Below are 25697 nucleotides of genomic sequence, written 5' to 3' on the forward strand. Positions count from 1 at the left end.
AAGAAGATAATCATGAGGAAATTTGGGCTAACACTGGTTGCAGTCTCGCTACTAATGGGCTGCCAGACCGTCACTTCTGCTGGCACAGCGCCAGCATCAACCGCCTCGGCTCAGCAAACGGTAGTGCTTATTTCACTAGATGGCTTTCGCTGGGATTATATCGAGAAATATGGCGCTAAAAATTTAGTAGCGATGGCAACCGATGGCGTGCGGGCCAAGCAAATGCGCCCGGCTTATCCCACCAAGACTTTTCCAAATCATCTTACACTAATCACCGGTCTTTACCCGACGCACCACGGTATTGTCGACAATCATTTTTGCGACAAAGCCCGGCAGCAATGCTATTCAATGGGCGATGGTGGTAAAGACAGTACCTGGATAAAAGGCATTCCCCTTTGGAACTTAGCCGAGCTTAATGGCCTGAAATCGGCCACCTATTTTTGGCCAGAGTCTGACGCCCGCATCGACGGTATGACGCCTAATTATTACTACCACTATTCGCAGCAAGCCGACTATCAGGACCGGGTCACGCAAATTATTGATTGGTTAAAGCTGCCAAAAGATAAACGGCCACAGTTTGTCGCTGGGTATTTTTCGCTGGTTGATACCATGGGCCACCGCTATGGTCCTGACGCGCCAGAAACCGGTGAGGCAGTTAGAAGGGTAGACCTGCTAATAGGCGAGCTTAGAGACCGTATCAAGGCTGAAATAAAGCAGCCAGTGAACCTGATTGTGGTGTCGGATCACGGCATGGCGACCATTGATATGGATAAAGCTATTGATGCACGCACCCTGCCCATCAGTAAGGACTTTCAGGTGGTTAACGCCGGTACCCGGCTGATGCTCTATGCCAAACCTGGGGTAGATGCCATGGCAATAGCCAAGCAAAAAGCCAAACTGAAGGGTGATACGCGTTTTCAGGTTGATACTGCCGAGCAACTACAAGCGCTCCATTACGTTAACAGCCCCCGGGTAGCTGACATCATTTTGGATACCCATGCCCCTTTGGTTTTTACCGACAAACCTAAGGCTAAACGCTACCAAGGCCATGGTAACCACGGTTTTATTTATACCAAGGACATGGGGGCGCTTTTTGTGGCAGAGGGGCCTGCTTTTAAAAAGGGTGTGCTGTTGCCTGCATTTGACAATGTTGATCTGTATCCGACGGTCGCCAAAATATTGGGCATTAAACTGCTCAGCAAAGTCGATGGCACCACCCAAGGGTTAGAGGCGGGTTTGAAGTAAATTTTAGGTAAAAAAAAGCCAGCAATAGCGCTGGCTTTTTTAATCACACAATGTGGATTAGAAGGAGTACTTCACACCAATTTTCAGGCGCCAAGTGGATTCTTCCGCTTGGAAAGTATCCCAGTTCTTACCATCCCACTTGCTGTAAGGCTCTTCGTAGATGATACGGCCTTCAGAGTCCAGACCACCGAAGTCCATCAGAGATACGTCGGTGTACTCCATGGTTTTAACTTGGCCCCAGTCTTTATTCAGCAGGTTCAAGAAGTTGCTTACAGTCAGGTAAATCAGACCTTTCTGGCCTTTGGCAAAGCCAGGCACTTCTTGCTGGATAGACAGGTCCATGGTGTTAACCCAAGGCGTGGTACCGGTACCTTTAGGTGCATAACCACCAGCGTATTTACCCAAGCCCGCTTGGTTGACGTACTTCATGATATCGTCGTACGACATACCTTCTGGGCTGATTTTCGGGTCATCCGGGCCGGACGGTACGTACACCAGGTAGCTAGATGAGCTATAGAAGCTAGAGTTATCACCAAAGTCAGAGTCTTGGTACATACCCATGGTGTAGCTGTAATGGGTACCAGAGCGGCGCTGGAAGTACAGGTTGAAGTTGGTGTTATAGCCGTTTACGAACTGGTGGGTGTAGCCCAGAACCAGTTTAAAGCTGTGTTTGACTTCGTAGTCGGCTGTGCCCAATTCTTCTTCGTTACGGTCTTTAACGATGTTGTACTGGTAGTTAGAGTCGGCGGTAGAAGAAGTACCTGGGTTACCTTCATCAATGTCCTCATAGGTGTAGGACGCATAGGCGTTAAAGCCGTTATCCCACTGTTTGGCCAAAGAGGTGGTGAAGATCCAAGCTTTGCCGTCATCTTTTTCGTTGGTCAGCATCAGATCGTAGTGATCCGACTGGGCGCTGCTGTCGCAAGGCTCGTAGATGTTGACGCCAGTTGCCGCCTGACCCGATACGCAGCGGGAGATATCTTTCCACTGGTTGTTATCGGTCATCCACTTGCGCATGATTTCAGCAGTGGCGGTGAAGTTGTCACCTACGTTTGGAATATCGAAGTGGTATTCGGTATTCAAACGGGCAACCCAATCAGACGGGATCTTGTAGTTCGGGTCGATAACGTTGGTATTGCCATCGCCTTCGGACATGGCGCCGGTGACAGATGACGGTACACCGCTAACGAAATCTACGTCAGACAGGTAATCACCCGATGCTGCGGCAGCATCTTGGTCGTAAGAAACCAGGGTGACGCCATCGTTGGTAAAGGCGTTAGAGATAAAGACGTTGGGGCGGCCACCAGAGAAACGGCCGATACCACCGCGAACGGTCAGCGCGTCGGTCGCGTACCAAGTCAGCTCAGCACGGGGCAGCCAGATATCCAGGCCATCCATGTTTTCTTGGTTAGAGAAACCATAGCGGTCATAGAAGTTCTGGTTGTAGGTTGGCTTGTCGCTGACGATATAACGCTCATAGCGCATACCCAGGGCCAGCTCGAACTGGTCATTCAAATACCAGTTGTCTTGCACATAGGCGTTGGCTTGGCCCAGGCTAAAGTCGGCTGCTGCGTCATCTACCTGGTTGGTATAAGCGCTGGAATAATCCAGGCTAGAGGCTTCTTGGTTAGCAAAGTCATCAATGCTGTCGAAGGTCCAGCTACCCAGTGAGTTACGAACATAGAGGTTGAAGATATCCAACTTCTCGTATTCGGCACCAAACTTGATCTGATGGTCGCCCAGGCTGTAGTTGACTTTAGCGCCAATTTTCAGGGTTTTGTTATTCAGCTCGTTGGCTTGGCGAGCATCGTCGGTACCAAAGATAACGCTGCCGTCATCGGTACGAACGGTAACCTGGCCCCATGGCACCTTGTTACCGGAGATAGACTCAACCTTTTTATAACTGGCATAGAACTCGGTAGAGATATCCGGCGTCCAGTCGGAGAACAAGGAAACACGGTAGGTGTCCATGTTCTGTTCGTAGTTATACCAGTTGGTGTCCAAGCGCAGGGTGGAAGCGCTAGAGCTTTGATTGTAGGTTTCGTTACCGCGGACGCGGTTATAGGTAAAGGCTAAGCGGTTATCGCTGTTGATGTTCCAGTCGATTTTCGCCAAGAAGTTTTCATTCTCGGTTTCGGGGGCTGAGTCCCAGCCGCCGGCATCAACACCGTAAACATCTGACGCAATTTGTTTAATCTGTTCGTATTCGGCTTCGGTTACGTTGCTGGCGTTAGCCGCGCCGGCGCCGTCCGGGCCCCACTCAACCTGAGTTGGCTCTTTGGATTTTTGATAAGAGGTAAAGAAGAACAGCTTATCTTTGATGATTGGGCCGCCCAGGGTCAGGCTATAGGTGTCACGCTTGAAGTCCAGCGGTACATCTTCACCTTCGTTTTCCGGGGTACCAGCCAGGCTATCGCTCATGTATTCATAAGCCAAAGAACCGTGGAATTCGTTGGTACCGGATTTGGTTACCGCATTGATGTGACCGCCAGCATAACCACCTTCAGAGGCGTCAAAGGGGGCCACTTCAACGGCGATTTGGTCAACCGCGTCCAGCGAAATTGGCGAAGCTTGGGTTGGGTAACCGTTACCGTTAAGGCCGAAGTCATCGTTAACACCCACACCATCAATACTGATGGAGTTGTATTTGGGGTTTACGCCGGCAAAGCTCATCGGTGCGTTGCTACCCGGCAGCATATTGGCGTAAGGGTTGGCGCGGGCAACTTCTTTTAAATCACGGTTAAAGGTTGGCGCCTTGGCAATATCATCCGCGCCGAAAACGCTGGAAGCGCCGCGGTTAGAGGTGATTTTCTCGCCATAAACAGTCAACTTCTCGGTATCGTCAGCAGCGGCTTTAAGCTGCTCATTCAGCCGCAGGGTTTGCCCCAACTGCAGGAAGATGCCGTCTTGTTGCAGATCTTGAAATTTGTCGGAATCGATCACCAACAAGTAGGGGCCACCTACCCGCAGGCCGTTGGCACTGAAAGTACCGTCAGCATTGGTTTTCAATTCGGTTACGGTGCCGGTCGGCTGGTGCATCAATACAATTTTTGTATTGGCCAGCGGCTGACCTTCTGGACCGGTTACGGTGCCACGGACGGATGAGCTGGTGTTATCAGCATAAGCCACGGAAGAAGCGCCCAGGGCAAGGCTCAGGGCCAAGGCCAGGCGACTTTTTACGAGTCCCTTAATCATGTCTGTTTCCTGTGAAATGAAGGTTTAGAACACGTTTGTTTTAACTTTCTCGTTATCTGCTGCAGAAAAGTGCAACGCCGTCCGTTTTTACACCGGATTTTTGACATTTTTATGTATCGTTGCCTTTCTGCGTGCTAACTGTAACAAAACAAAAACTGAACTGTCATCATCCTGAATGGTCGAATCCTTATTTGAATTGGCCATAAGAAAACGTTCTCTTTGGGCTTTCTTGTTGCTAATTTCGGTGAAAATACAGTTAAGTTGAATGCAATGTGGGGGGTTTGTTGGGGCTGGAGCTAAAGATCGCGACTTATAATGTCGCCTTAAACGCGGCAAGTTTTTGCAAAAAAAGTGATCGGCATCTTGATCCTGAATCACTCACCAAGGCACTAGCAAATAAGGACGATTTTCGCCTCAACGCAATAGCGAAAATCGTGCTAGATACCCGTCCTGATATCATTTTGTTAAATGAATTTGACTATATCTCTCCTCAATCGCAAGGATTGGATCGTTTTTGCGAACAATTTCTCGAAAACAACGCCGCACCGCTGCACTATCCCTATCGTTACACGGCGCCAGTCAATACCGGTCTTGCTGTTGCGGGGTTTGAGGATAAGGTCCATGGATTTGGCCACTACCCAGGCCAATACGGCATGGCGGTGTTGAGTCGTTACCCATTGCGCCAAGACGCTAGCCGAACCTTTCAACGCTTCCGCTGGGCCGATATGCCAGGCGCTTTGCAACCACAAGTGGCGGGACGTCCCTATTATCCTGAAGCACTTTGGCAGTGCTTACGGTTGTCATCGAAATCCCATTGGGACCTGTGTATTGATGTTGCTGGCCAGCCGCTGCACATTTTGGCTAGCCATCCAACACCGCCGGTTTTTGACGGCGCTGAAAAGCGTAATCAAAGGCGCAACTTTGACGAAATTCGCTTTTGGGCCGATTACATCACCACTGAAAACAGCCACTATATTGTCGACGACCAAGGCCTGGCGGGCGGTTTAGCCGGCGATGTACCTTTTGTTATTTTGGGCGATCTCAATGCCGACTCATCAAAGGGGCAAAGCTGGCCCGGTGCTATTGACCAGCTACTCAAGCACCCTCTTATTAACAGCAGCGCCGTGCCGCAAAGTGAGGGTGGCAAGGCAAAAGGGCGTGCCGATATCACCGCCGACTGGGGGCTGCGGGCCGACTATGTGTTGCCATCAAAACGCGGGCTAAAGGTGCTAGAGAGCGGGGTGTATTGGCCTTTAGATAAGGCGCTACAAAAAGGCTTAATGGCATCGGATCACCGTTTGGTGTGGGCCACGTTAGCCTTGTCGCCATAAAAAAACGCCGCTAAAGCGGCGTTTTTTTATGGCGGGGTGCTTTACTGCATTTTTTTCAGGCGAGCACGCAGGTCAGGTTGGTTTTGCATTGCCCGGGCAATGGAATTGTAGTCTTTCACGCTAAGGCCCGATTTTTTCACTGCTGACACCATATCTTGGTTGGCTTGCATCTGAATTTTCTGGGCTTCTTTTGGGTCTTTACTCTTATTGAGTTTGGCCATGGCATCGTCACGGATGCCGGTCAGTTGCTTTTGCGCATCAGCAAATTCTTTCAGTTGGCTGTCACTGACTTTAATCGGTTGCTGCTGCTCTTGGGCACCCGCGGGTGCTTGTGGGGCTGCCATGACCGAGGCAACAGGGGCGGCGGCGATAGTGGCGGTAATAAGCGCGGTGATAGCTAACTTACGCATGGCGTTACTCCTTTTTAAATTTACAACCGTACTACAGCCAAAACCGTGCCAATGCTGCCTAAATATCAATAGGTTACTGTTTTTCATAAAGAAAGGTTGAACTTGTATCCAACTTCGCTGGCTTATGTTGGGTGACTAGTGTGTCCTTATGTCACAGCGTGAAGGAGTGATGTGTGACAAAAAGATACAGCCTAAGCCTGACTTGGCGGGTGTTGTTGTTGGTGTTTTTGCCGTTATGGCTGTTGTCGGGCGCGGTCATTAGTTTGCAGGTGCATTACTTAGGTGAGCAGCAAACCGCCAAATTAAAAGACGACCTAAAACTGGTGGCCAGAGCCATTCGCGCCCCTATTGGTGAAGCCATTAACCAGGGTGACATGGACACGGTGCGTCATACCCTTAATGCCGTTTTTAGTCTGGGGCAGATCTACGGCGCCGCTGTTTATGACCGCGACGGTCAGCGCATTGCTGCCGCCGGTATTGCCCGGCGTGATAATGAAAATGAAGATAATCCCCTGGCACTGCATTTGGTGAGAACTGGGCGTGACCGCGATGCTTATCAGCGCCAGGCTGGCCGGGAAGTGTTTTCGCATTTTGTGCCCGTTACCGACACCGGCGGCCAAATCACCGGGCTAGTGGAGGTTACTCGTAAAGCCAGCGACTTCTCAAAATCCCTTAATCACCTGGCCTATTGGTCTTGGTCGGCCTGGGTGGCGCTGGGGCTTATTACCCTTGGCATTGTGCTTTGGGGTTATCGCCAAGCCATGGGGCGGGAAGTGGCACGGCTCACCCAAGTAATGGCGGCGGTAGGTAGCGGGCAAAAGGGTTTGCGTGCTCCCCAGGCCGGTGCGCCAGAGCTTAGGGATATCGCCAGTGCTTTTAACCAGATGCTCGATGATATGGGCAAGGCCGAACAGGCCATTGCCGCCCATCGCCAGCAAGAAATTACCCTGCATTCACGGCTTGAGCGTCAAGAGCGCATGGCGGCGCTGGGCCGTTTGGTTAGCGGCATTGCCCACGAATTAGGCGCGCCCCTTAACGTTATTGATGGCCGGGCGCGGCGCCTGGCCCGTTTTGACGATGACCCGCAAACCCAAAAGGAACTTGGCGCTATTCGCGGCCAGGTGGCGCGTTTAACCCGCATTGTGCGCCAGCTTTTGGATTTTGGCCGCAGCGGTATTCAATACCAGCAACTACGCCTAAAGACCTTGGTTGACGATGTACTGGACTCGGTGCGCTTTGAGCAAGGCGGCCGAATGCCCCAGCTGCAGCTGGATATTCCCGATGCTGCCCTAATAACAGCCGACAGCGCCCGTCTGGAATTAGCGCTTATCAACTTATTGCGAAATAGCTGCCAGGCTGGGGCGAGCCGCTTGTCGCTGGCATTTAGTGAAACCGCCGAATGTTGGTGTTTAACCCTGGCCGATGACGGCCCCGGTTTACCGCCCGGTGTCACCGCTGAACAGTTATTAGAGCCGTTTTTCACCACCAAGCCCAAGGGCCAGGGCACCGGCCTGGGGCTGGCGATTGTGCAAAATATCTTGGCCGACCACGGTGGTGATTTAACCCTGTTACCGCAAGCCCAAGGGCTGCAATTTCGGCTGCGCTTTCCCAAGGACCACCCATGAAGATTGTAATTGTTGAAGACGACTTGGCACTGGCAGAACTGTTGTGTGATGAGCTGGAAGCGGAAGGTTATCAGACCCTCGCTTTTGGCTCGGCTGAAGAGGCCGATGAATGGCTAGACAGCCACAACCCTGAGCTGGTGATTTCCGATCTGCGTTTGCCAGGGCAAAGCGGCTTAACACTGCTACCCAAGGTTAAAGCCTTGCCCCAGGCACCCGCGCTGCTGCTGATCACCGCCTTTGGCACTGTTAACCAAGCGGTGCAGGCACTCAAGGCCGGCGCCGATGATTTTCTGACCAAGCCCTTTGATATGGACCACTTCCTGCTCACCGTAAAACGGCTGTTAGAGCACCGGGCGCTTAAAACCAAGGTCGAGGGCAACGGCTTTCACGGCATCATTGGCGAAAGCCCGGTGATGCAGCGGCTTTTTAAAACCTTAGGGCAGGTCGCCAAAGCCGAAGGCCCGGTGCTCATCTTAGGGGAAAGTGGCACCGGTAAAGAGCTGGTTGCCAAAGCTATTCACCAGCAAAGTAGCCGCCGCGCCGCGCCGTTTTTGGCTGTTAACTGCGCCGGTATTCCCAGTGAGTTATTGGAGAGCGAATTTTTTGGTCATGCTGCTGGCGCTTACACCGGCGCCAGTAAATCGCGCCAGGGCCTGTTGCGCGAGGCCGACGGCGGCACCTTATTACTGGACGAAATTGGCGAAATGCCCCCGGCGCTACAAGCCAAATTGCTGCGGGTGCTGCAAGAAGGCACCTTAAGGCCGGTCGGCTCTGACCGCGAAGTAAAAGTGAATGTGCGCATTCTGGCCGCTACCCACCGCGACTTGGAACAACTGGTGGCCAGCGGCGATTTTCGCCAAGACCTGTTTTACCGGCTGGAAACTTTCAGTGTGCGGGTACCACCCCTGCGTGAGCGTGGAGACGACATTGCGCTCTTGGCGCGGCACTTTTTGTCTTTGCAGCAGCAAGCGGGTAAAACCCAGGCCCAGCACATTAGCCAAGGCGCCTGGCAGCAACTGCTCAATTACGCCTTTCCCGGTAACGTACGGGAGCTGCAAAACGCCATGGAAAGGGCGGCGGTATTTTGCGAGCAAGAAGCCATTAGCGCCTCTGACTTGCCGGCAAGGCTGCGGGCGCTGGATGACAAAGGCAGCTCTGAACTCTTTGACAGCCTTGAGCAAACCGAACTGCCAAGCCTGTCGAGTGTGCAGCACGATTACGTTCGTTATGTGCTGGCTAAAACCCAGGGCAACAAGGCCCAGGCGGCTGACATTTTAGGCGTGACTCGTCGCACTCTTTATCGCTGGTTAGAGAGCAGCTGAGCAAAACTCATGCTAGACTCGCGGCCTTTGTGAAATAGCCGTTGAGAATCACCATGGAAAAGACCTTTATTCCCGGTAAAGATGTGGCCCTGGAAGACTCCATTGCCAGTATTGGCGGCGCTATCAAGGCGCTGGGCTTTAACATCGAAGAAGCGCGTTGGCTCAATCCGGCGCCTTATATCTGGTCGGTACATATTCGTGATACTGACTGCCCCCAGGTGTTTTCCAACGGCAAAGGCGCCACCCGAGAGGCCTCTTTGGCGTCGGCGTATGGCGAGCTAATCGAACGTTTATCAACCCGTTACTTGTGGGCTGATTTTCGCTTAACCGGCGCCTTAAAAGAGTTTGGCCATGTTCACCAAAGCGACGAGCGCTGGTTTGATGCCGACAGCGACTGGCCAGAAGAGCTGTTAGATGAGCATTGCCGCGCCATCTACGACCCCGAAGGGGACTTAGACCTTGGCGACCTGATTGACCACAACGGTGGTGACTCCGGTAAAGGCGTTTGTGCGCTGCCTTATGTGCGCCAAAGCGACGGTAAAACCGTTTATATCCCGGTTAACCTTATCGGCAATATTTTTGTCTCCAACGGCATGAGCGCCGGTAACACCCAAGCCGAAGCGCAGGTGCAAGGCCTGTCAGAAATTTTCGAGCGGGCCATTAAAAACCGCATTATCGTTGAAGACATCGCGCTGCCGAAAGTGCCGCAAAGCGTGCTGGACCGTTACCCGCATATTGATGCCGGCATCAAGGCCCTGGAAGCTGAAGGCTTTGGTATTCGCGCCCTCGACGCCTCATTAGGTGGCCGTTACCCGGTGATGTGCGTGGTGCTGCAGCACCCGAAAGACGGCGGCATTTACGCCTCTTTTGGCGCCCATCCCAAATTCGGTGTTGCCCTGGAGCGGGCCTTAACTGAGCTGCTACAAGGCCGCGCCTTGGACGAGCTGGAAGGTTTCCCGGCCCCAACCACCGATATGGAACAGGTGACCGACCCCCATAACCTGGAACTGCACTTTATCGACAGCTCCGGTTATGTGGGCTGGGGCTTTTTGTCCGATAAGCCTGACTTTGCGTTTGCCGACTGGGACGACCAGCACGACAACGCCTTTGAGCGCCAAGCGCTGATTGACCTTTTGCATAACGAAGGCCACCAAGTCTATATCGCCGAACATACCGCCCTTGGCGCCTACGCTTGCCGCATTTTGGTGCCGGGCTTTTCCGACATTTACCCGGCGGACGAGCTTATCTGGCAAAACAACAACCAAGCCCTGGATTTTCGCCCGGTGCTGTTTGATTTGCATGATGCCAGCGAAGACGACTACCGCGCCTTACTTGAAGCCCTTGACCAGTTCTCGGTTAACGATCAGCTGCGGGTGCTGGAATGGGCCGGTGTGGTAGGTGACAAAGGCACGCCTTGGGCGCGCCTGCGTATCGGCGAGCTGCGGCTGTGGTTGTTGCTGGCCCTTGGCGAGCAAGAAGAAGCCTACGAGCAACTTGGCTCGGTGCTGGCGTCTGGCCACCTCAACGACGATGAGCGCTTGTTGTATCGCGCCATCTTCTCAGTGCTGGAGCTAACTCTGGAAGCGAAAGACCTGGCCGATTTCGAGCCGAGCCTTGAAAACTACTTTGGCGACGACAAGCTGGCGCAAGCCAAAGCCTTGGTTACCGGCTCTGAACGCTTCCCGGGCCTCGGTAAGCTTGACCCAGACGCGCCAACGGCGGCGCACCGGCGCTTAATGCAGGCCTACGCCAAGGTGTTAAAAGGCCAGTTGGCCGAATAACAAAAAAGCCGCCCAAGGGCGGCTTTTTTAATGGAAAGGGCTGGCATTAAAACTTTGCGCTGGCACTGGCTCGCCCTTTTTGCGCAGGCGGCAGAAGGTGAAATCTCCCCCTTGCGGCTGCCACTTTAAGCGAAAGTAGCGCAGCTTTTGGCGCTGGGTTGGGTCCTTTTCCTGGTACAGGAGTTTTAGCCGGTAACTGCGGTCATTAACTTGTTGGTGACTGAGGGTCACGCCGTCTTCTTTTACCGCTATCCAGTCAGAATCATGAAAGGGGTGTGGGCTTTTTATACCGCGCGCTACCAAGGGCGCCAGGGCCACCAGCAATTCATCTAGTGCCTTTACCGTGACATCGGTTTTCAGTACCACCTGCGGGCCGACCTGAATAAGGCCATCGAGCTTTCGTGAAAAAATAGCCAGCGCATCATAAAACCATACCGCCATGGATAATGGCGCCTGCACTTCGGCTTGTTCTGGTAAGTCCAGGCGCAGTTGCGGGCTGGGGCCTAACAAGTAACTAAAACCTAACTGGCTTAAGGCTTCGGCAGGTTCACTGCTGGGTTTGTCAGACAGCGCCAACAACTTTGCGTAATGGAAGGACACCGGGTCAATACAGTGCTGCGGCCAATGGGGCAAGGTGGGGTGAAACTGCTGATGATAGCGGCTCATTAGCCACCCCAGGGCCTGCCAATAACGGGGCGCAATAATGGGGTAGCGGTGGTAGAGCGCATTAGCTGTCGCAAGTGGTTTAGAAGGCGGAGCCTGGTAACTGCCTTGTTTCACCAAGAGGGTATCCGCTGTTGGCATAGCTTATGCTCCGTTGACCACTTTATCGCCAGCTTCGCAAGCTTTAGCAGTCAGAGCAAGCCTTAAGATCGCCGCTGTTGTTGCAGGTATTTATCCAAGGCATTGGCAAAATCTTGGCGGTCGCTTTGGCTGATAGGCGGCGGCCCGCCGGTTTGAATGCCGCTGGCCCTAAGGGTGTCCATAAAGTCGCGCATATTAAGGCGCTGGCGGATGGTGTCGTCGCGGTACAGCTCGCCCCTGGGGTTTAACGCCTGGGCACCTTTATCCATCACCTCGGCGGCCAGCGGAATATCGGCAGTAACCACTAAGTCGCCAACTTGCACTTGGGCAACAATGTGGTTGTCGGCGACATCAAAGCCCTTGGGAACCGTCAGGCTACGTACCCATTTTCCTGGTGGTGTCGCCAGGGGTTGGTTTGCCACTAAGAACACCTGAGTTTGGGTGCGCTCGGCGGCGCGAAAAAGTATGTCTTTGATCACCCGCGGGCAGGCGTCGGCATCAACCCAGATGGTCATGGTATTACATCCTGGCAAAAACCCCATTCTACCTGCTGTTGGGGCCCACGGCTAAAACCTTAAAAAATCACCAAGCCTTGGCGTATTCAACCCCGTGCTTAGCGTGGTGGGCAGTATTGCAGCTTAAGGTTTTGTTAAATTTTTCTTACCGTTTTTTAAGAGCGGCTTAAGTTAGTGACTATATTTTGCATCCGTTAATTTCCCACGGATGTCGCTATGTTCCGTCAAAGCCTGTTTTGGGCCTTATTGGCTGCTTTTATTATTGTCGTCACCGGCAACCTGGTGCTGTTTGGCAAAATCGATGCTTTGCCTATTCCGGTTGCCGACCGCATTAACATGGCGGCAGTGGTGGTATGGCTGATGACGGGGGTTATTACCCTGCTGCTGTTGCCCTTTACCTTTAAGCCGCTGTTTAAACCGGTGGTGTCGATTATTTTTGCCGTTACCGCTGTGGCCACCTATTTTTGCTGGGCCTATGGCATTGGTATCGACCAAGACATGATCCGTAACGTGTTTGAAACCGATAGCGCCGAAGTCGGCGACCTTATCAGCCCGGCCATGCTCGGTGTTATCGCTGCCGTTATTGTGTTGCTGGTGTTGTTCTGGCGGTTGCCACTGGTGTATCCCAAGGGCATTAAAGGCGTTGGTTTTCGCGGTTTCTGGATGGTGCTGGGGCTGGTAATTACCATCTCCATCCCCTGGATGCAGTATGACCTGATGGCAGGCACCATTCGTAACTATCGCTACCTGCGCCATGATGTGGCGCCTGCCAACTGGCTGGTAAGCACCGGCAAATATGTGGCAAGCCTGACCCGCGCGCCTTTAAAGCATCAGCAACTGGGCCTTGATGCTACCTTGGAGCCCTCCAGCAAGCCGCGCCTGGTGGTAATGGTGGTGGGTGAAACCGCTCGCGCCGCTAACTTTGGCTTGGACGGTTACCACCGTAACACCACGCCTGAGCTTGCCAAAGACGACGTTATTAATTTTCCCAAGCTCAGTTCGTGTGGCACCTCAACAGCCATTTCGGTGCCTTGTATGTTTTCTTATGAAACCCAGAGCAACTTCGATGTTGAGAAGGCGAAATACAGCGACAACGTCTTAGATATGCTGGCAAGAGCTGGGGTCAAGGTGTATTGGCGAGATAATAATTCGGGGTGTAAGGACGTCTGTACCCGGGTGAGTTATCAGGCGGTGGAAGACCTTAAAGAGCCGGGCAACTGTGACAAAGAATGTTTTGATAAAGGCCTTTATTACCAGTTGGCGAAAGACTTACCGGCCAAGCCAGAAGACATGCTGATTGTCTTGCATCAAAAAGGCAGCCACGGCCCGGCTTACTACAAACGTTATCCGCCGGCGTTCGAGAAATTTAAGCCGGTTTGTGACAGCAACGAGCCCAAAGACTGCTCTGAGCAGGCGTTAACCAACACCTACGATAACTCGATACTTTATACCGACCATGTGTTGGCACAAGTGATTGCCTTTTTGAAAAACGTCAAAGGTTACGACACCGGTATGTTGTATCTGTCTGACCACGGCGAGTCACTGGGAGAATATGGCCTTTATTTGCATGGCGCTCCGCGTTGGATGGCGCCGCCGCAGCAAACCCATATCCCCGGTGTTACCTGGTTATCCAAAGGGTTGATGGCGCAGTTGGATGTAAACGACAAGTGCATGCAGCAGCGCGCTGACGAGCCACATTCACAAGACGATATTTTCCATTCCTTGTTGGGGATCATGGGCGTGAAAACCAAGCTTTATGAGCCTAAGCATGACTGGTACAGCCCTTGCTCTGGTTTGAAAGTGGCTGCGAATACCAGCAAATCCTGAGCTTGTTACATGTAAAAAGCCTGGCTAGTGCCAGGCTTTTTTTATGGCCGTTGCTGTTTTTTCACCAGCATCCACAAGGCCGCCAGCAGCAACGCATCTTTTAACAAAAAATTGCCGCTAGCGGTTAGCCAGTAATGCATGAGGGCATCGTCAAAGCTCAGCAGCATCGACAGCTCCAGTAGCAACCAGGCGGCCAATACCATAGCGCCGCTGCTGCGACAGCGCTTTGGCAGTAACAAACTCACACCTACCAGCTGCCAAAGGCCGGTGAATATGGCCACCCCTGCCACCGATGCCAGCTGATAAGCCCAAGCGGCCAGTGGCGAGCTTTTGAGTAACATGGCGATATCGCTTGCCTGTGGGCCGGTAAAGGCCATGGCTGCTGTCCAGGTAAAAAACAGCGCTAATGCGGCCAATGCTAGCCGCTTCGCCCACCAGGTTTGCCCCAATAGCCACAAGGGCAGGGCGCAGATAACCCCGTTTTTTAGCAAGCTTTGGCCAGTACCAATAAAGGGAAAGCCGCCCAGGCTATTTATCCATACCGGGTAGTAAAAGAAGGCCAGCAATGGCAACGCTAATACAACGAGCGCGGGCCACAGCGCTTGCCTGAATTTGGGGGTTATTAGCCACAGCGCCAACCACAGCTGTAACCCCGCCCAACCCATTGCCAGCCATTCAGGTATCACCACCGGGCCGCGCATCAGCCAAAAACTCAGGTTCATGGCCTTGGTCATTAAGGTAGAAAGGCCCTGCCAGAGAAAGTAACCACTTAGCAGCAGCCGGATCAGCCAATGCATTGATGTTGTGCCCAAGTCATCATTTTGCATAGCAGACCTGCTAACAATGCTCTTTATTTCAGTCTCTTCTTCGGTTTTGTTTATCTTTTGCTCTGGCGTCTAAGCTTGTGCTGTGTTGCCATTGGGAAAGTGGAAAAAGGGAGCTGAGCTATGGGACTTTTAGTGAAAGGCCAATGGCAAGATAAGTGGTATGACACCGATAGCAGTGGTGGTGAGTTTCAACGTGAGGCCGCCAAGCTGCGTAACTGGGTAACGGTTGATGGCAGGCCTGGCCCCAGCGGCGAAGGTGGTTTTGCTGCCGAAAGTGGCCGTTATCACCTGTATGTGTCTTTGGCTTGCCCTTGGGCACATCGCACCCTGATTTTCAGAAAGCTCAAAGAATTGGAAGCGCATATTCCGGTGCATGTGGTCAGCTATCTGATGCTGGAAAACGGCTGGAGCTTTGACAAAAGTACCGGCTCCACTGGCGACGGCCTTTTTGATGCTGACTTTATGCATCAGATTTATACCCGCAATAGCCCGCAATACAGTGGCCGGGTAACGGTGCCGGTACTGTGGGACACCCAAACCCAGCAGATAGTGTCTAACGAGTCGGCCGAGATCATTCGTATGTTCAATAGTGCCTTTAACGAGCTGACCGGCAATGAGCGCGACTTTTACCCTGAGGCCCTGGCACTGGAAATCGATGACATAAACCAGGCGGTGTATGACAACGTTAACAACGGTGTTTATAAGGCCGGCTTTGCCACCAGCCAAGATGCATACGAAAGTGCTTATGACGCGCTCTTTGCCAGTCTGGATGCGTTAGAAGAGCGCTTGTCGCGGCAGCGGTATTTGGTGGGTACGCATTTAACGGAAGCCGACTGGCGGCTTTTTACCACCCTTATTCGCTTCGATGCGGTTTACCACGGCCATTTTAAGTGCAACCGCCAAAAACTGAGCGAGTTCCCCAACCTCTTTGAATACGTTAAAGAGCTCTACCAATACCCGGGAATAAGCGAAACCGTGGATTTTACTCACATCAAGGGCCATTACTATGGCTCGCATCCAACCATTAACCCCAGCGGTGTGGTGCCCAAAGGCCCGGTTATTAATTGGGATAAACCCCACCAGCGTTCTGGGGTTTAAGGCATAAAAAAGCCCGGCCAAGCCGGGCTTTTTGTTAGCCGATAGACACCGGCTCTTCGGCGTAGCGAACCCGGTGCACCTTGGGTGTGGCTAGCAAAAAGCCTAAGGTTAGCGGCCCAACCCGGCCGAGGAACATCATCACCATAATCAGCACTTTGCCGGTTTCACTCAGCTCCGGGGTAATGCCACGGGTTAAACCGACGGTGCCAAAGGCGGAGACCACTTCAAAACACAAGTCCAAGAACGGCTTGTCATGGTCGGTGATGCTTAGCACAAAAATCGCAAAGAAAATCAGCATGGTGCTAAGCAGTGTTACCGCCAGCGCTTTAAATACCGATACCGCCGGTATGGCGCGGTTCATTACCTTGGTCTGTGGGCGGCGCAGCAAAAAGGCACGGGTGGCCGCGAGCAGCACCACAAAAGTGGTGACCTTGATCCCCGACGCGGTAGAGCCGGGCCCGGCACCGATAAACATCAGCATGATAAACAGCATTACCGAGGCTGGGCGCATGCCCGACATATCAATGGTATTAAAACCGGCGGTGCGGGTGCTGACCGACTGAAACCAAGACGCCCACAATTTGCCGCCAATGCTGAGGTTGCCGAGGGTTTCAGGGTTGTTCCATTCAATCAATAAGAACAGTGCCATACCACCAAAGGCCAGGGTCAAGGTGCCCCATAACATCACCCGCGAATGCAGGCTAAGCCCTTTGTAGCGGCGCTTTTGTGCCAGTTCTGATACCACCGCAAAGCCAATGCCGCCGGTCATAAACAGCGCCGTTATTACCAAGTTAACGGGAGCCGAGTCCACATAGCGGTTAAGGCTGTCCGACGACAGGGCAAAACCGGCGTTGTTAAAGGCAGATACGGTATAAAAAAGGGCATGCCAAATGCCTTTGGACCAGCCCATTTCTGGCACCCAAATCAGGCTCAGCAGCAGCCAGCCCAAGCCTTCGGCGACAATCACAAAGCGGGCAAGGTGACGCACCAGGCGCATAACGTCGGTCAACTGGGTTTGGTTAAGGCTTTCTTTGACCAAAAACTGGTGGCTAAAGGATACCTTTCCTGCCAGCAGTAACAGCACCAGGACCCCAAAGGTCATAAAACCCAGGCCGCCCAGCTGAATAAGCACCAGCAAAACGCCCTGGCCAAAGTGGCTAAAGTGACTGGCAGTATCCACTACCCCAAGGCCCGTAACCGTGACCGCCGAGGTAGCGGTAAAAAAGGCATCAGCCACCGACAGCGGCCCATGCCGCGACCAGGGCAGCAACAGCAGCAAGGCACCCATGATGATCAGTGCCAAAAAGCCGCCCGCCAATACCATGGGCGGGGTGGCGCCTAAGCTTTTTTGTTTTTGCCATTGGCGCGGGCGAATGGCTTGATGCCACTGCTTCATAGCACTTTCGACAGGGTTTGCAGCGACGGCAATTTGCCGAGCAACACCAAGGTGTCGCCCTTGGCCAGGGCCAATTCGTCAGGTGGGTTTTTTACCAAATCGTTACCGCGTTTATGGGCCACCAATGCCACTTCGTATTCGCCCAGTTTCAGGTCGGCCACGGTTTTATCGTCTAAGGCTTCGGAGGTTTCGATTTCCACCACGAACGCTTCGTTGCCAAGGGCAATATAGTCTTGTACCGCCGGGTAATTCAGGCTTTGTGCCACCCGCAGGCCCATTTCATATTCGGGGTGCACAATGCGGTCGGCACCGAGTTTGGCAACAATTTTATGGTGAGCGGGGTTTAGCGCCTTCACCCACACCTGTTTTACCTTGAGGCTTTTAAGGTGCAGGGTGCAAAGAATGGATGACTGAATATTCTCGCCAATCGCCACCACCACTGCATCGCATTCCCCTAACCCTAATTCCGACAGGGCCGCTTCGTCGGTGGCATCTACCACCAAAGCCTGGGTGAGCTGCGGAGCCATTTGGTTAACCAGCTTCTGGTCACTGTCGAGCCCCAACACTTCATGGCCAAGGCGCATGAGTTCTAAGGCGATGGTTTGGCCAAACTGGCCCAAGCCGATAACGGCAAACTGACGTTGCATAGACTGCTCTGTGCTATCCGAGTAAGCCTTCATTATGCCCAATTGCCTGTGGAACCCAAACTGAAGTTGCGTGGCGACTGGCGCATCTTGTTCTAGCCATCTATTTGTTAACTATCTGTGTTTTATGACAAATTAACAAAATGTTAATGGCATGTGTGTGACCTTAACCGCTAAGGACATGGCGACGGTGCAGCAATGACATTCAGGTGGCGCTACTTGTTACTGGCGCTGTTGCTGGTCGCGGCAATGGCGGCAACAGCATTACTTTGGGTGTGGCCTAAAGGCTTGGTACTGGCTGATCTTGGCTGGTTTAAGGCCGGTAGCCTGCGTTACAGCCCGCTGCAATGCCCGCAGCTTGTGGCCAAGAACCTAAGGGTAATAAGCCTTTGGCCCCTTAAGCTCAGTATCGAGAGTCTTGCTATCAACTCTTGTGAAGCAAGCGGCGGCGGGGCAATACCGGCGCTACCGAGCGCTGAGCTTTATATCCGTGAGCTGCATTATCAAAATCTGCCGGTACTGAGCGCCGAGCTTAACAGTCAGCCGGGCGAGCTTAATGCCAGCTTCCGTCACCAGGCTTCCTTTATCACTCTGCGCTGGCAGCCAGAAAGTGGCCAACTGCAATGGCAGGGCGAGCTTGCCGATTATCCGCCAACCCAAGGCCAGCTGATGCTGCATGGCCAAGGGGTTTTTGATGGCGAGCTTCGCCAACTTAGCGTGTCGATGAAAACCCATAACCTCAGCATGGCTGGCACCGTGCTGAGCTTTAATGGCCAAGGGAAGTTGCAAGGCAAACACTGGCAGCTAGAGGCCAGTAGCGACGACCCGGTATCTTACGGCGCTATCACCGGCCGCTGGCAGCTAACCGGGCAAGGAGACTTGGGCAGCAAAGGGGTCTTGCAAGGCAGCGCTGACATGGACTCGCCGCTGGGGCTTTTGCATCTTAGTGCCAGCAGCGACGATTTTAACCATCTCTACTGGCAGCTTAGCGGTAACCATTTTGGCGCTGAAGGTGGGCTTAGCCGCCAGCAACTCACCATCACCAAAGCCAAGTGGCAACAGCAGCAAACGGCGCTGCAACTAGGCCAACCGCTGTCGTTGCCGTTAGCCGTCCAAGGTGCGGCGCCCTGGCGGGTCATCGGGCGCTATCAGCAGTTGCAGCTTGTTAGCCAGGGCAAGCTGCAATGGCAGAACGAAAAGTGGCAGTTAACTGCTAAGGCCAAGATCAGTGGGCAGCTGGCAGGCGTTCAGCTGCAAGGTAGCGTGCCTTTTTCGGCTAATCAAAAGCAGCTTACTTTGGCGCCTTTCACGCTGCTGGCAAAAAGCGCTTATGGCCAGGGTGAGCTGTCAAGCAGCGCCAACCAGCAGCTTGCTTTTGAAAAACCGTCGTTAGCGTTAACGCTGGCCTGGCAATACCGGCAGCGCCAGTTGTCCGGGCAAATGACCTTGGCTAATGACAGCGCCGGTGTTGTTGGTGGGGTAAACCTGACAAGCACGCCGCTATTGGACAAAGGCGGGCAAGTAAAGCTGCTGGGTGCTTATCGGTTAACGCCCACCCCCATGCTGCTAAAGGGCTCTTATCTGAGCATTAGTCAGGGGCTTTGGCAGCAAAACCTGCTGCTGGCTAGCCGCGCCAGCCTCACAGACAACCTGTTTTTTACAAACGGCCTCACCGGCACCTTGGCACTACAGGGGCAGGGGCTGGTGCGGGCTGATTTCAAGCTGCCGCCCTGGCAAGGGCGCTTGGCGCTCAAGGGACACACTGGCCAGTGGCAGCTGTCAGTGCCTGGCTGGCAAAGTGCGTTGCAAGGCAGCGCCCGGCTAAAGGGCAGCGTTTTAACCGGTGATGTAAACGGCAAGCTAAAGCTTAACCCGGCTATTAGCCAGGCTTTGCCGGTGCAGTTTAATCGTGGCGAGGTGGGCCTTGGCGGCCATTGGCAATGGCCAGAGCCTAAGGCTTTGGGCCAGCTTACCTTTTCAGGGCTTGGCGGCCTTTGGGGCGCCAGTCAATTTAGCGGCGGCTATGGCCAGTTAAATTGGCAATATCAGCATGCCTTGGCACTGCAAGGTGCCATCTCCCTTGGCAGCCTTGATATCGGGACACCGGTCACGGCGCTTTCCAGCGACCTGGCGTATCAGGATGGACAGTGGCGCTTTAGTGAGGCAAAGGCCCACTTACTGGCGGGCACCATCACGGCACCAAAGCTCGATTTTCCCGGCCAGGCACCGCAAGCCATTCACGTTGAAGGTATAGCGCTGTCTGCACTGGCGGCGCTGCAAGCCAAACCGGTTGTTGCCTTGAGTGGCGTGGTGGCCGGCACGCTGCCGGTGGTTTTAGGCCGTGACGGCATTGCTGTTACCGGCGGCGAGCTTCAAAACCAGGGGCCGGTGACCATCAAGGTGCTGAAAACCGCCGCCGTTGAGAATTTAGAAAACAGTAACAGTGCGGTGAAAGTCGCAATGGACACCTTGGGTAACTTGGCGGTGTCATCCCTTAAGGCCGGTTTTGACATGAACAAAAACGCCGATGCCACCTTGGATATTTTAATCAAGGGCCATAATCCACAACAGTCGGTGCCGGTTAATTTGCATTATCGGCACCAGGAAAATCTGCGCCGTTTACTGCGCAGCCTGCGTATCGGCCAGGAAGTGGCTGACAAGGTGCAATCAAGAATCAACAGCCAGGGAGATAAACCATGAAGCTTGTGCTGGCGGGGGTAGCGGTGCTGGGGTTATCGGCGTGTTCGCCGCGGGTGGCATTAGAGGCGCCTAAAGAGCCGATAACCATCAACTTGAATGTCAAAATCGAGCATGAGATCAGGGTCAAAGTCGATAAAGACTTGGATGCCTTGTTTCAGGACCAAAGTGAGCTATTTGGAGGATCCTCCCAATGAAAAAACGTCTGTGGATAATGGCAGCGGCCTTAATGCTGCCGCTCGCGGCCTGGGCAATGAGCCTGGACGAGGCCAAAAGCCAGGGGCTGTTGGGGGAGCAGCCCAATGGCTTTTTGGGGGTAGTGAAAGCGACGCCAGAAGCGGTGGCGTTGGCGCAAGACATTAACCAAAAGCGCCGCGAAGCCTACCTAAAAATTGCCCAGAAAAACGGCATCAGCCTCGAGCAAGTGGCGGCCCTTGCCGGGCAAAAGGCGATAGAGCGTACCCCTAAGGGCCAGTATGTGAAGACGCCTGAAGGTCAGTGGCTGCAGAAGTAGCCTGGGTTTTATGCCGGTACATGGCGACATCGGCCTGACGAATAAGGTCTTCGGCGCTGTCGCCATGGCTGCTGGGGCGAGCGCGCCCTAAAGCCACCTGTACTGTTAAGGTGTGGCCCAATAGCGTCATTGGTGCTTGCACCGCTTCACTAAAACGCCGGCTGGCTTCCTCAATATCCTTAGGGCCACTTAAATCGGTCAGTAATAGAACAAATTCGTCGCCGCCAATGCGGGCGACTAAGTCGTGGCCGCGTGCGCACTGGCGCAGCCGAAGCGCGGTTTCGGCCAGTACTGCATCCCCCATTTGGTGGCCGTAGCGGTCATTAATGCCTTTAAAATCATTAACATCAAGAAAGAATAACGTGAAAGGGCGGCGCCGCTGCTGCCACTGCGCCATGGCTTGCGCCAATTGCTGCATAAAATAGCGGCGATTGGGCAGGGCGGTGAGGGTGTCATGATTAGCCAGAAACTGTGCCTTGTCGTGCTCGCGCAGCAACAGCAATGCCAGCACCGTGACGGCAATGGCGGCAAACATGGCCAGCAAATGGCTTAGTAGCGAAGGTTGCAGTACCTGCTTGGGGTTTGCCTCAAGGCGCCAATTTTCTGCCAATACCCTGACCGGCAATTGCAGCTCTGGCGGCGACATATCGCTGGGCCCGGCGATGAGCCCGTCAGCCTTTTGGGGGTTTATCAGCCTGAGGGTAAATTCGTTTTGCAGCCGGTAAAAGCCGGCGTTATCAAGGATGGCGCGAAGGTCCAGCACCATGGCAACAACGCCCCATAACCTTTTGTCATCTAGCCAAACCGGCGTGCGGGAAATAATGGCGCTGCCGCCCTGGATCAGCCTAACCGGGGCATCAATCACGGTTTTTTTCGAGTCGATGGCGGCTTTTACTGCCGGCCACTGCTGGGCATTTTGCCGGTAATTAAAGCCCATTACACTGCGGTTTTCATCGGTCAGAGGGTAGATGTAGCGCACCACTAAATCGGGGGCGATGGCCACGTGCTTGAGGTAATGAGCGTGCTTATAAACATCGGCCATTAATGCCTTTAACTCGCTAGGGCTTGCCGTAGGCCTGGCGTGAATAAAAGACACCAGGCCATTGCCCAAATACAGGCAAGCATTGATATTGGCTTCCAGACTGGAGCGAAGGACTGCTAGCTCTGCCAGCTGCTTGCTGCGCTGAGCTTCTTTGCTGTGCAACCACTGCAGGTGAACCACATATTCGGCCAGGGCTAAAATGGCCACAAAGATAAGACTGCCAGCAAGCCAAAGCTGCCAGGGTTTTATGCGCATCAGCAGGCTCCATTTCCCGTTACATCCAAATACGTCTAATCAGGGGTTACGGCGGAGCCGCTATCCAAATTGAGCTGTACATTTTTCATTGTTGTTAATAAGTAAGCTGTCTTAATTCATCGTTATCTTATGCATGCCTATTGTATATAGCTCATTGCTGGCGGGGGTTGATAGGCTTACCAACAAATATGCGCTAGGATAACTCTTATTGTATTAATCAGCCGCCTTTGCCCTGAAGGTCTAAGACCTGCCATGCAGGCTCTCGCTGAGTAAAGAAGGAATATCAATGGCAAGTCCTGCTAAGAATAGACCGCAAAGTATTCACTCCTGGGTGGCTCAGGAATTGGGTTCCCGAATTGTCAGTGGATTCTATGCACCTGGCGATTATATTCCGAACGAAACCAGCATTGGCGAAGAAATGGGCGTTTCCCGCACTGCATTAAGGGAAGCCTTTAAAATGTTGAGTGCCAAAGGCTTGATTGAATCACGCCCGAAATTAGGCACCCGGGTGCGCTTGCGTAAAAACTGGAATATGTTTGACCCTGACGTGCTGCGTTGGTGTTTTGACAATAATCCAGAACCGAAATTTTATTTGTCGCTTTATGAAATGCGGGAGATCTTTGAGCCGAGCGCGGCAGCGCTGGCCGCCATGCATCGCACCGAAGAGCAAGTACAGGCCTTGGCTGAAGCCTATGCCGAAATGGAAATTGCCGAGCACGGCACCGATGCCGTTTATACCAGCGATTTGAATTTCCACATTGCGCTTTTAGATGCCACCAATAATGAATTTATGGCGTCGTTAGGTATGACTATCGAGCGGGCTTTGGAAAGTTCTTTTCGGTTATCCAGTGCGACCGCCAATGAATTTGTGACCTCATTGCCGGGCCATAAAGCGGTGCTGGATGCAATAAAAGAGGGCGACCCGGCAAGGGCGAAATTCGAAATGCAAGCGATTCTCACTAATTCGAAAAAGGCCCTTGAAAAAACCTTAGAAGATATGACTGCCAAGCAAGCGGTTAACGAATAAAAAACCGGCCATCAGGCCGGTTTTTTATTAAAGGCTTTTCACCTTTACTAAGGGCGCTGATGATTTTTTGAGCGGGTTTAGTAAGGGCTTACCAAATTCTGGGGCCGCTATTTCAAAAATATCCCCTTCTTGGGTTTCAATGCCGTCGCCAAAACTTAACGTTGCGGTACCAAAGAAATGTAAGTGTGCATCGCCTGGGCGGCAGAACACGCCATATTTAAAATGGTGGCCTTCGAGGTTGGCAATACTGTGCGACATATTGTCTTCACCCGACAAAAAGGGTTTTTCCCACAGCACTTCACCACCGCGCACAATGCGCGAATAGCCACGAATATCTTTTGGCAATTCACCAATTAACAGTTCAGGACCCACCGAACAGGGGCGCAACTTGGAATGGGCCAGGTACAGGTAGTTTTGGCGTTCGGTAACGTGGTCAGAAAACTCGTTACCAATGGCAAAACCAATGCGCCAGGGCTGGCCGTTATCGTCATTGATATAAAAGCCGGCAATTTCGGGCTCTTCGCCGCCGTCTAAGGCAAAGGCGGGGGAGGTCAGTGCCTGGCCCGGTGGCACCACAATGCTGCCATCGCCTTTATAGAACCATTCGGGTTGTACCCCCAACTCGCCATTTTGCGGTTTACCGCCTTCAACGCCCAGCTTGAACATTTTCATGCTGTCGGTCATCTCGGCTGCTTTTTGGCTCGCTTGGGCGTGCATGTTGGCGCGGGTGTCGGCACTGCCCAAATGGGTGAGGCCGGTGCCGGTAACATAAAGATGCGCCGGATCGGGATGATCAAAAGGTGCCAGCAGGCGGCCCTGGCTGATGATGTCGTCATAGCTGAGGCTATCGTTCGATACCAGCTGGTTAACCAGGTCGGTAATGGATGCCTGTTTGGCAATGGCGGCCTTGGCCAGTTCATAAACGCTGCTAACCCCGTTTAAGGGTTTGATTTCGGTATCAGATGCCACCAAGCCGACGGCTCTTTGCTGGTTAGACGTAACAAATTGAATTAAGCGCATGCTGACCTCGTTCTGCTTGCTGCTGTTTATTTGTATTACAATAATATCGGAAATATAAAAGCAGCTTGACGCAAAGGTCAAGCTGACTCTTCACTTGGCGGGGGTTGTGATCCCTTCACTGGTCATAATGACCCGCTTAATGGTGCCGTCGGCTTGGTAATAGAGCCGGTCTATGCACACCGCGCGGCGAAACTCGCCGCCGTCGGGCTGTGCCGCGCCGTTGTGGTAAATAAAGTACGACTTGCCTTTGAAATCGATAATGGCCTGGTGGTTGGTTGGGCTATTACCCGCCACCTCGTTGAGAATGCCTTGATAGTGCCAGGGGCCAGTAATGGACTTACTGGTTGCATAAGCAATTTTTTCAGGAAAACCAGAAGCATAAGAAAGGTAGTAAGTGTCTTTATGCTTATTTATCCACAGCGCCTCGGTAAAGTTGGGCAGATTTAAGGCATGAATGGGGCCGTCCATTTCCACCATATTGGCCTTGAGTTTGACGTAACGCGGCTTGGTATTGCCCCAGAACAAATAAGCCTGGCCGTCGTCATCAATAAAGACCGTTGGGTCAATGTCATCCCAGTCGTTAGGGGTGTCGGTGGTCATGTCGTTGGTGATTAGAGCGTGGCCCAAGGCATCTTTAAAAGGGCCGATGGGGCTGTCACCCACCGCCACACCAATGGCAAAGCCGGGGTGAGTGTCGTCGTGGCGCACCGCCACGTACCAGTAAAACTTGCCGTTACGTTCTATGGCTTGCGAAGCCCAAGCGTCTGATTTTGCCCACTTAAAGTCTTTTACCGACAACCTCGGGCCATAGCTTTTCCAGTGCACCATGTCCTTGGAAGAAAACACCAGCCAATCATTCATCTTAAAAAAATGCTTGTTGTCTTTGGCTTCGTCGTGGCCGGTGTAGAGATAGACGGTGCCGTTATAAACCATCGCTGCCGGGTCGGCGGTGCGGTATTGGTCGGTAAAAAGCGGGTTGCTGGCAAAGGCTTGGCTACTTAACAGCAATGCGCCTGCTGCAACGGCGCAAATTTTTCTTGTCATCTTACTGTCCATTAATTTCCGTTAACGTTAAAGTGATATTGTATGACTTGTATGTTGAGAGCAAGTTTATTGCAGTGC

The 25697-nt window shown here is 53.0% G+C and carries 21 protein-coding genes; 11 read left to right on the forward strand and 10 right to left on the reverse strand.

Annotation, left to right across the window (positions count from 1 at the left end; genetic code table 11):
* The first annotated feature begins 12 nt into the window (after positions 1–12).
* Entirely contained in the window at positions 13–1245 is a 1233-nt protein-coding gene (locus DW350_RS03295) for an alkaline phosphatase family protein (RefSeq protein ID WP_115717500.1), read from the forward strand.
* A 57-nt stretch (positions 1246–1302) separates the two neighbouring features.
* Here DW350_RS03295 and DW350_RS03300 read toward each other — a convergent pair whose 3' ends face one another.
* The gene (locus DW350_RS03300; protein WP_115717501.1) at positions 1303–4440 is read right to left on the reverse strand and encodes a TonB-dependent receptor; all 3138 of its coding nucleotides are present in this window, start codon (positions 4438–4440) and stop codon (positions 1303–1305) included.
* A gap of 272 nt (positions 4441–4712) precedes the next feature.
* Here DW350_RS03300 and DW350_RS03305 point away from each other — a divergent pair, with 272 nt between their 5' ends.
* Positions 4713–5771: an endonuclease/exonuclease/phosphatase family protein gene (locus tag DW350_RS03305; RefSeq protein WP_115717503.1), complete on the forward strand. Its 1059-nt coding sequence runs from the start codon at positions 4713–4715 to the stop codon at positions 5769–5771.
* A 41-nt stretch (positions 5772–5812) separates the two neighbouring features.
* Here DW350_RS03305 and DW350_RS03310 read toward each other — a convergent pair whose 3' ends face one another.
* Positions 5813–6181: a DUF4168 domain-containing protein gene (locus DW350_RS03310; RefSeq protein WP_192954794.1), complete on the reverse strand. Its 369-nt coding sequence runs from the start codon at positions 6179–6181 to the stop codon at positions 5813–5815.
* 173 nt (positions 6182–6354) lie between these two features.
* Between DW350_RS03310 and DW350_RS03315 the strand changes: the two genes are divergently transcribed.
* Genes DW350_RS03315 through ycaO form a run of 3 tightly spaced genes read left to right on the forward strand, consistent with a single transcriptional unit; the run spans position 6355 to position 10909 of the window.
* A complete protein-coding gene (locus DW350_RS03315; RefSeq protein ID WP_115717507.1) occupies positions 6355–7806 on the forward strand; it encodes an ATP-binding protein in 1452 nt (483 codons plus the stop codon).
* Positions 7803–9128: a sigma-54-dependent transcriptional regulator gene (locus tag DW350_RS03320; protein WP_115717509.1), complete on the forward strand. Its 1326-nt coding sequence runs from the start codon at positions 7803–7805 to the stop codon at positions 9126–9128. Before DW350_RS03315 ends, DW350_RS03320 begins: the two co-directional genes overlap by 4 nt.
* Positions 9129–9181: 53 nt before the next feature.
* Positions 9182–10909 carry a 30S ribosomal protein S12 methylthiotransferase accessory factor YcaO gene (gene ycaO / locus DW350_RS03325; protein WP_115717511.1) on the forward strand — a complete coding sequence of 576 codons (1728 nt, stop codon included), beginning with the start codon at positions 9182–9184 and terminating at the stop codon, positions 10907–10909.
* A 27-nt stretch (positions 10910–10936) separates the two neighbouring features.
* Here ycaO and DW350_RS03330 read toward each other — a convergent pair whose 3' ends face one another.
* Together DW350_RS03330 and DW350_RS03335 are read right to left on the reverse strand one after the other, a co-directional pair.
* Positions 10937–11713 (reverse strand): hypothetical protein, encoded by a 777-nt coding sequence (locus DW350_RS03330; RefSeq protein ID WP_115717512.1) that lies wholly within the window; start codon positions 11711–11713, stop codon positions 10937–10939.
* A 62-nt stretch (positions 11714–11775) separates the two neighbouring features.
* Positions 11776–12228, reverse strand: coding sequence for a YaiI/YqxD family protein (locus DW350_RS03335; RefSeq protein ID WP_115717514.1), 453 nt, complete (start codon positions 12226–12228; stop codon positions 11776–11778).
* 216 nt (positions 12229–12444) lie between these two features.
* Here DW350_RS03335 and DW350_RS03340 point away from each other — a divergent pair, with 216 nt between their 5' ends.
* Entirely contained in the window at positions 12445–14055 is a 1611-nt protein-coding gene (locus DW350_RS03340) for a phosphoethanolamine transferase (protein WP_115717516.1), read from the forward strand.
* A gap of 41 nt (positions 14056–14096) precedes the next feature.
* On the opposite strand, the gene DW350_RS03345 is transcribed toward DW350_RS03340, so the two are convergent.
* Entirely contained in the window at positions 14097–14882 is a 786-nt protein-coding gene (locus DW350_RS03345; protein WP_115717518.1) for a hypothetical protein, read from the reverse strand.
* Between the two features lie 120 nt (positions 14883–15002).
* Between DW350_RS03345 and DW350_RS03350 the strand changes: the two genes are divergently transcribed.
* Positions 15003–15980, forward strand: a complete 978-nt coding sequence (locus DW350_RS03350) for a glutathione S-transferase family protein (RefSeq protein WP_115717519.1) — start codon at positions 15003–15005, stop codon at positions 15978–15980.
* Between the two features lie 34 nt (positions 15981–16014).
* On the opposite strand, the gene DW350_RS03355 is transcribed toward DW350_RS03350, so the two are convergent.
* Together DW350_RS03355 and DW350_RS03360 are read right to left on the reverse strand one after the other, a co-directional pair.
* On the reverse strand, positions 16015–17376 hold the full coding sequence (locus DW350_RS03355; RefSeq protein ID WP_115717520.1) for a TrkH family potassium uptake protein: 1362 nt from the start codon (positions 17374–17376) through the stop codon (positions 16015–16017).
* A complete protein-coding gene (locus tag DW350_RS03360) occupies positions 17373–18023 on the reverse strand; it encodes a potassium channel family protein (RefSeq protein WP_115717521.1) in 651 nt (216 codons plus the stop codon). Before DW350_RS03360 ends, DW350_RS03355 begins: the two co-directional genes overlap by 4 nt.
* 195 nt (positions 18024–18218) lie before the next feature.
* Between DW350_RS03360 and DW350_RS03365 the strand changes: the two genes are divergently transcribed.
* Genes DW350_RS03365 through DW350_RS03375 form a run of 3 tightly spaced genes read left to right on the forward strand, consistent with a single transcriptional unit; the run spans position 18219 to position 21231 of the window.
* Positions 18219–20720: an intermembrane phospholipid transport protein YdbH family protein gene (locus DW350_RS03365; protein WP_115717522.1), complete on the forward strand. Its 2502-nt coding sequence runs from the start codon at positions 18219–18221 to the stop codon at positions 20718–20720.
* Positions 20717–20914, forward strand: coding sequence for a YnbE family lipoprotein (locus tag DW350_RS03370; protein ID WP_115717523.1), 198 nt, complete (start codon positions 20717–20719; stop codon positions 20912–20914). Before DW350_RS03365 ends, DW350_RS03370 begins: the two co-directional genes overlap by 4 nt.
* Entirely contained in the window at positions 20911–21231 is a 321-nt protein-coding gene (locus tag DW350_RS03375; RefSeq protein WP_115717524.1) for a YdbL family probable chaperone protein, read from the forward strand. The genes DW350_RS03370 and DW350_RS03375 overlap by 4 nt, the downstream gene beginning before the upstream one ends.
* On the opposite strand, the gene DW350_RS03380 is transcribed toward DW350_RS03375, so the two are convergent.
* Positions 21182–22528: a diguanylate cyclase domain-containing protein gene (locus DW350_RS03380; RefSeq protein WP_115717525.1), complete on the reverse strand. Its 1347-nt coding sequence runs from the start codon at positions 22526–22528 to the stop codon at positions 21182–21184. The two genes, DW350_RS03375 and DW350_RS03380, sit on opposite strands and share 50 nt — an antisense overlap.
* A 286-nt stretch (positions 22529–22814) precedes the next feature.
* Between DW350_RS03380 and DW350_RS03385 the strand changes: the two genes are divergently transcribed.
* The gene (locus tag DW350_RS03385) at positions 22815–23555 is read left to right on the forward strand and encodes a FadR/GntR family transcriptional regulator (protein WP_115717526.1); all 741 of its coding nucleotides are present in this window, start codon (positions 22815–22817) and stop codon (positions 23553–23555) included.
* Between the two features lie 27 nt (positions 23556–23582).
* Here DW350_RS03385 and araD1 read toward each other — a convergent pair whose 3' ends face one another.
* Positions 23583–24575 (reverse strand): AraD1 family protein, encoded by a 993-nt coding sequence (gene araD1 / locus DW350_RS03390; protein WP_115720546.1) that lies wholly within the window; start codon positions 24573–24575, stop codon positions 23583–23585.
* Positions 24576–24665: 90 nt separating this feature from the next.
* Positions 24666–25619, reverse strand: a complete 954-nt coding sequence (locus DW350_RS03395; RefSeq protein ID WP_115717527.1) for a glycoside hydrolase family 43 protein — start codon at positions 25617–25619, stop codon at positions 24666–24668.
* Positions 25620–25697: the final 78 nt, after the last annotated feature.

It is taken from the genome of Gallaecimonas mangrovi (genome assembly GCF_003367375.1).
Classification (GTDB): Bacteria; Pseudomonadota; Gammaproteobacteria; order Enterobacterales; family Gallaecimonadaceae; genus Gallaecimonas; species Gallaecimonas mangrovi.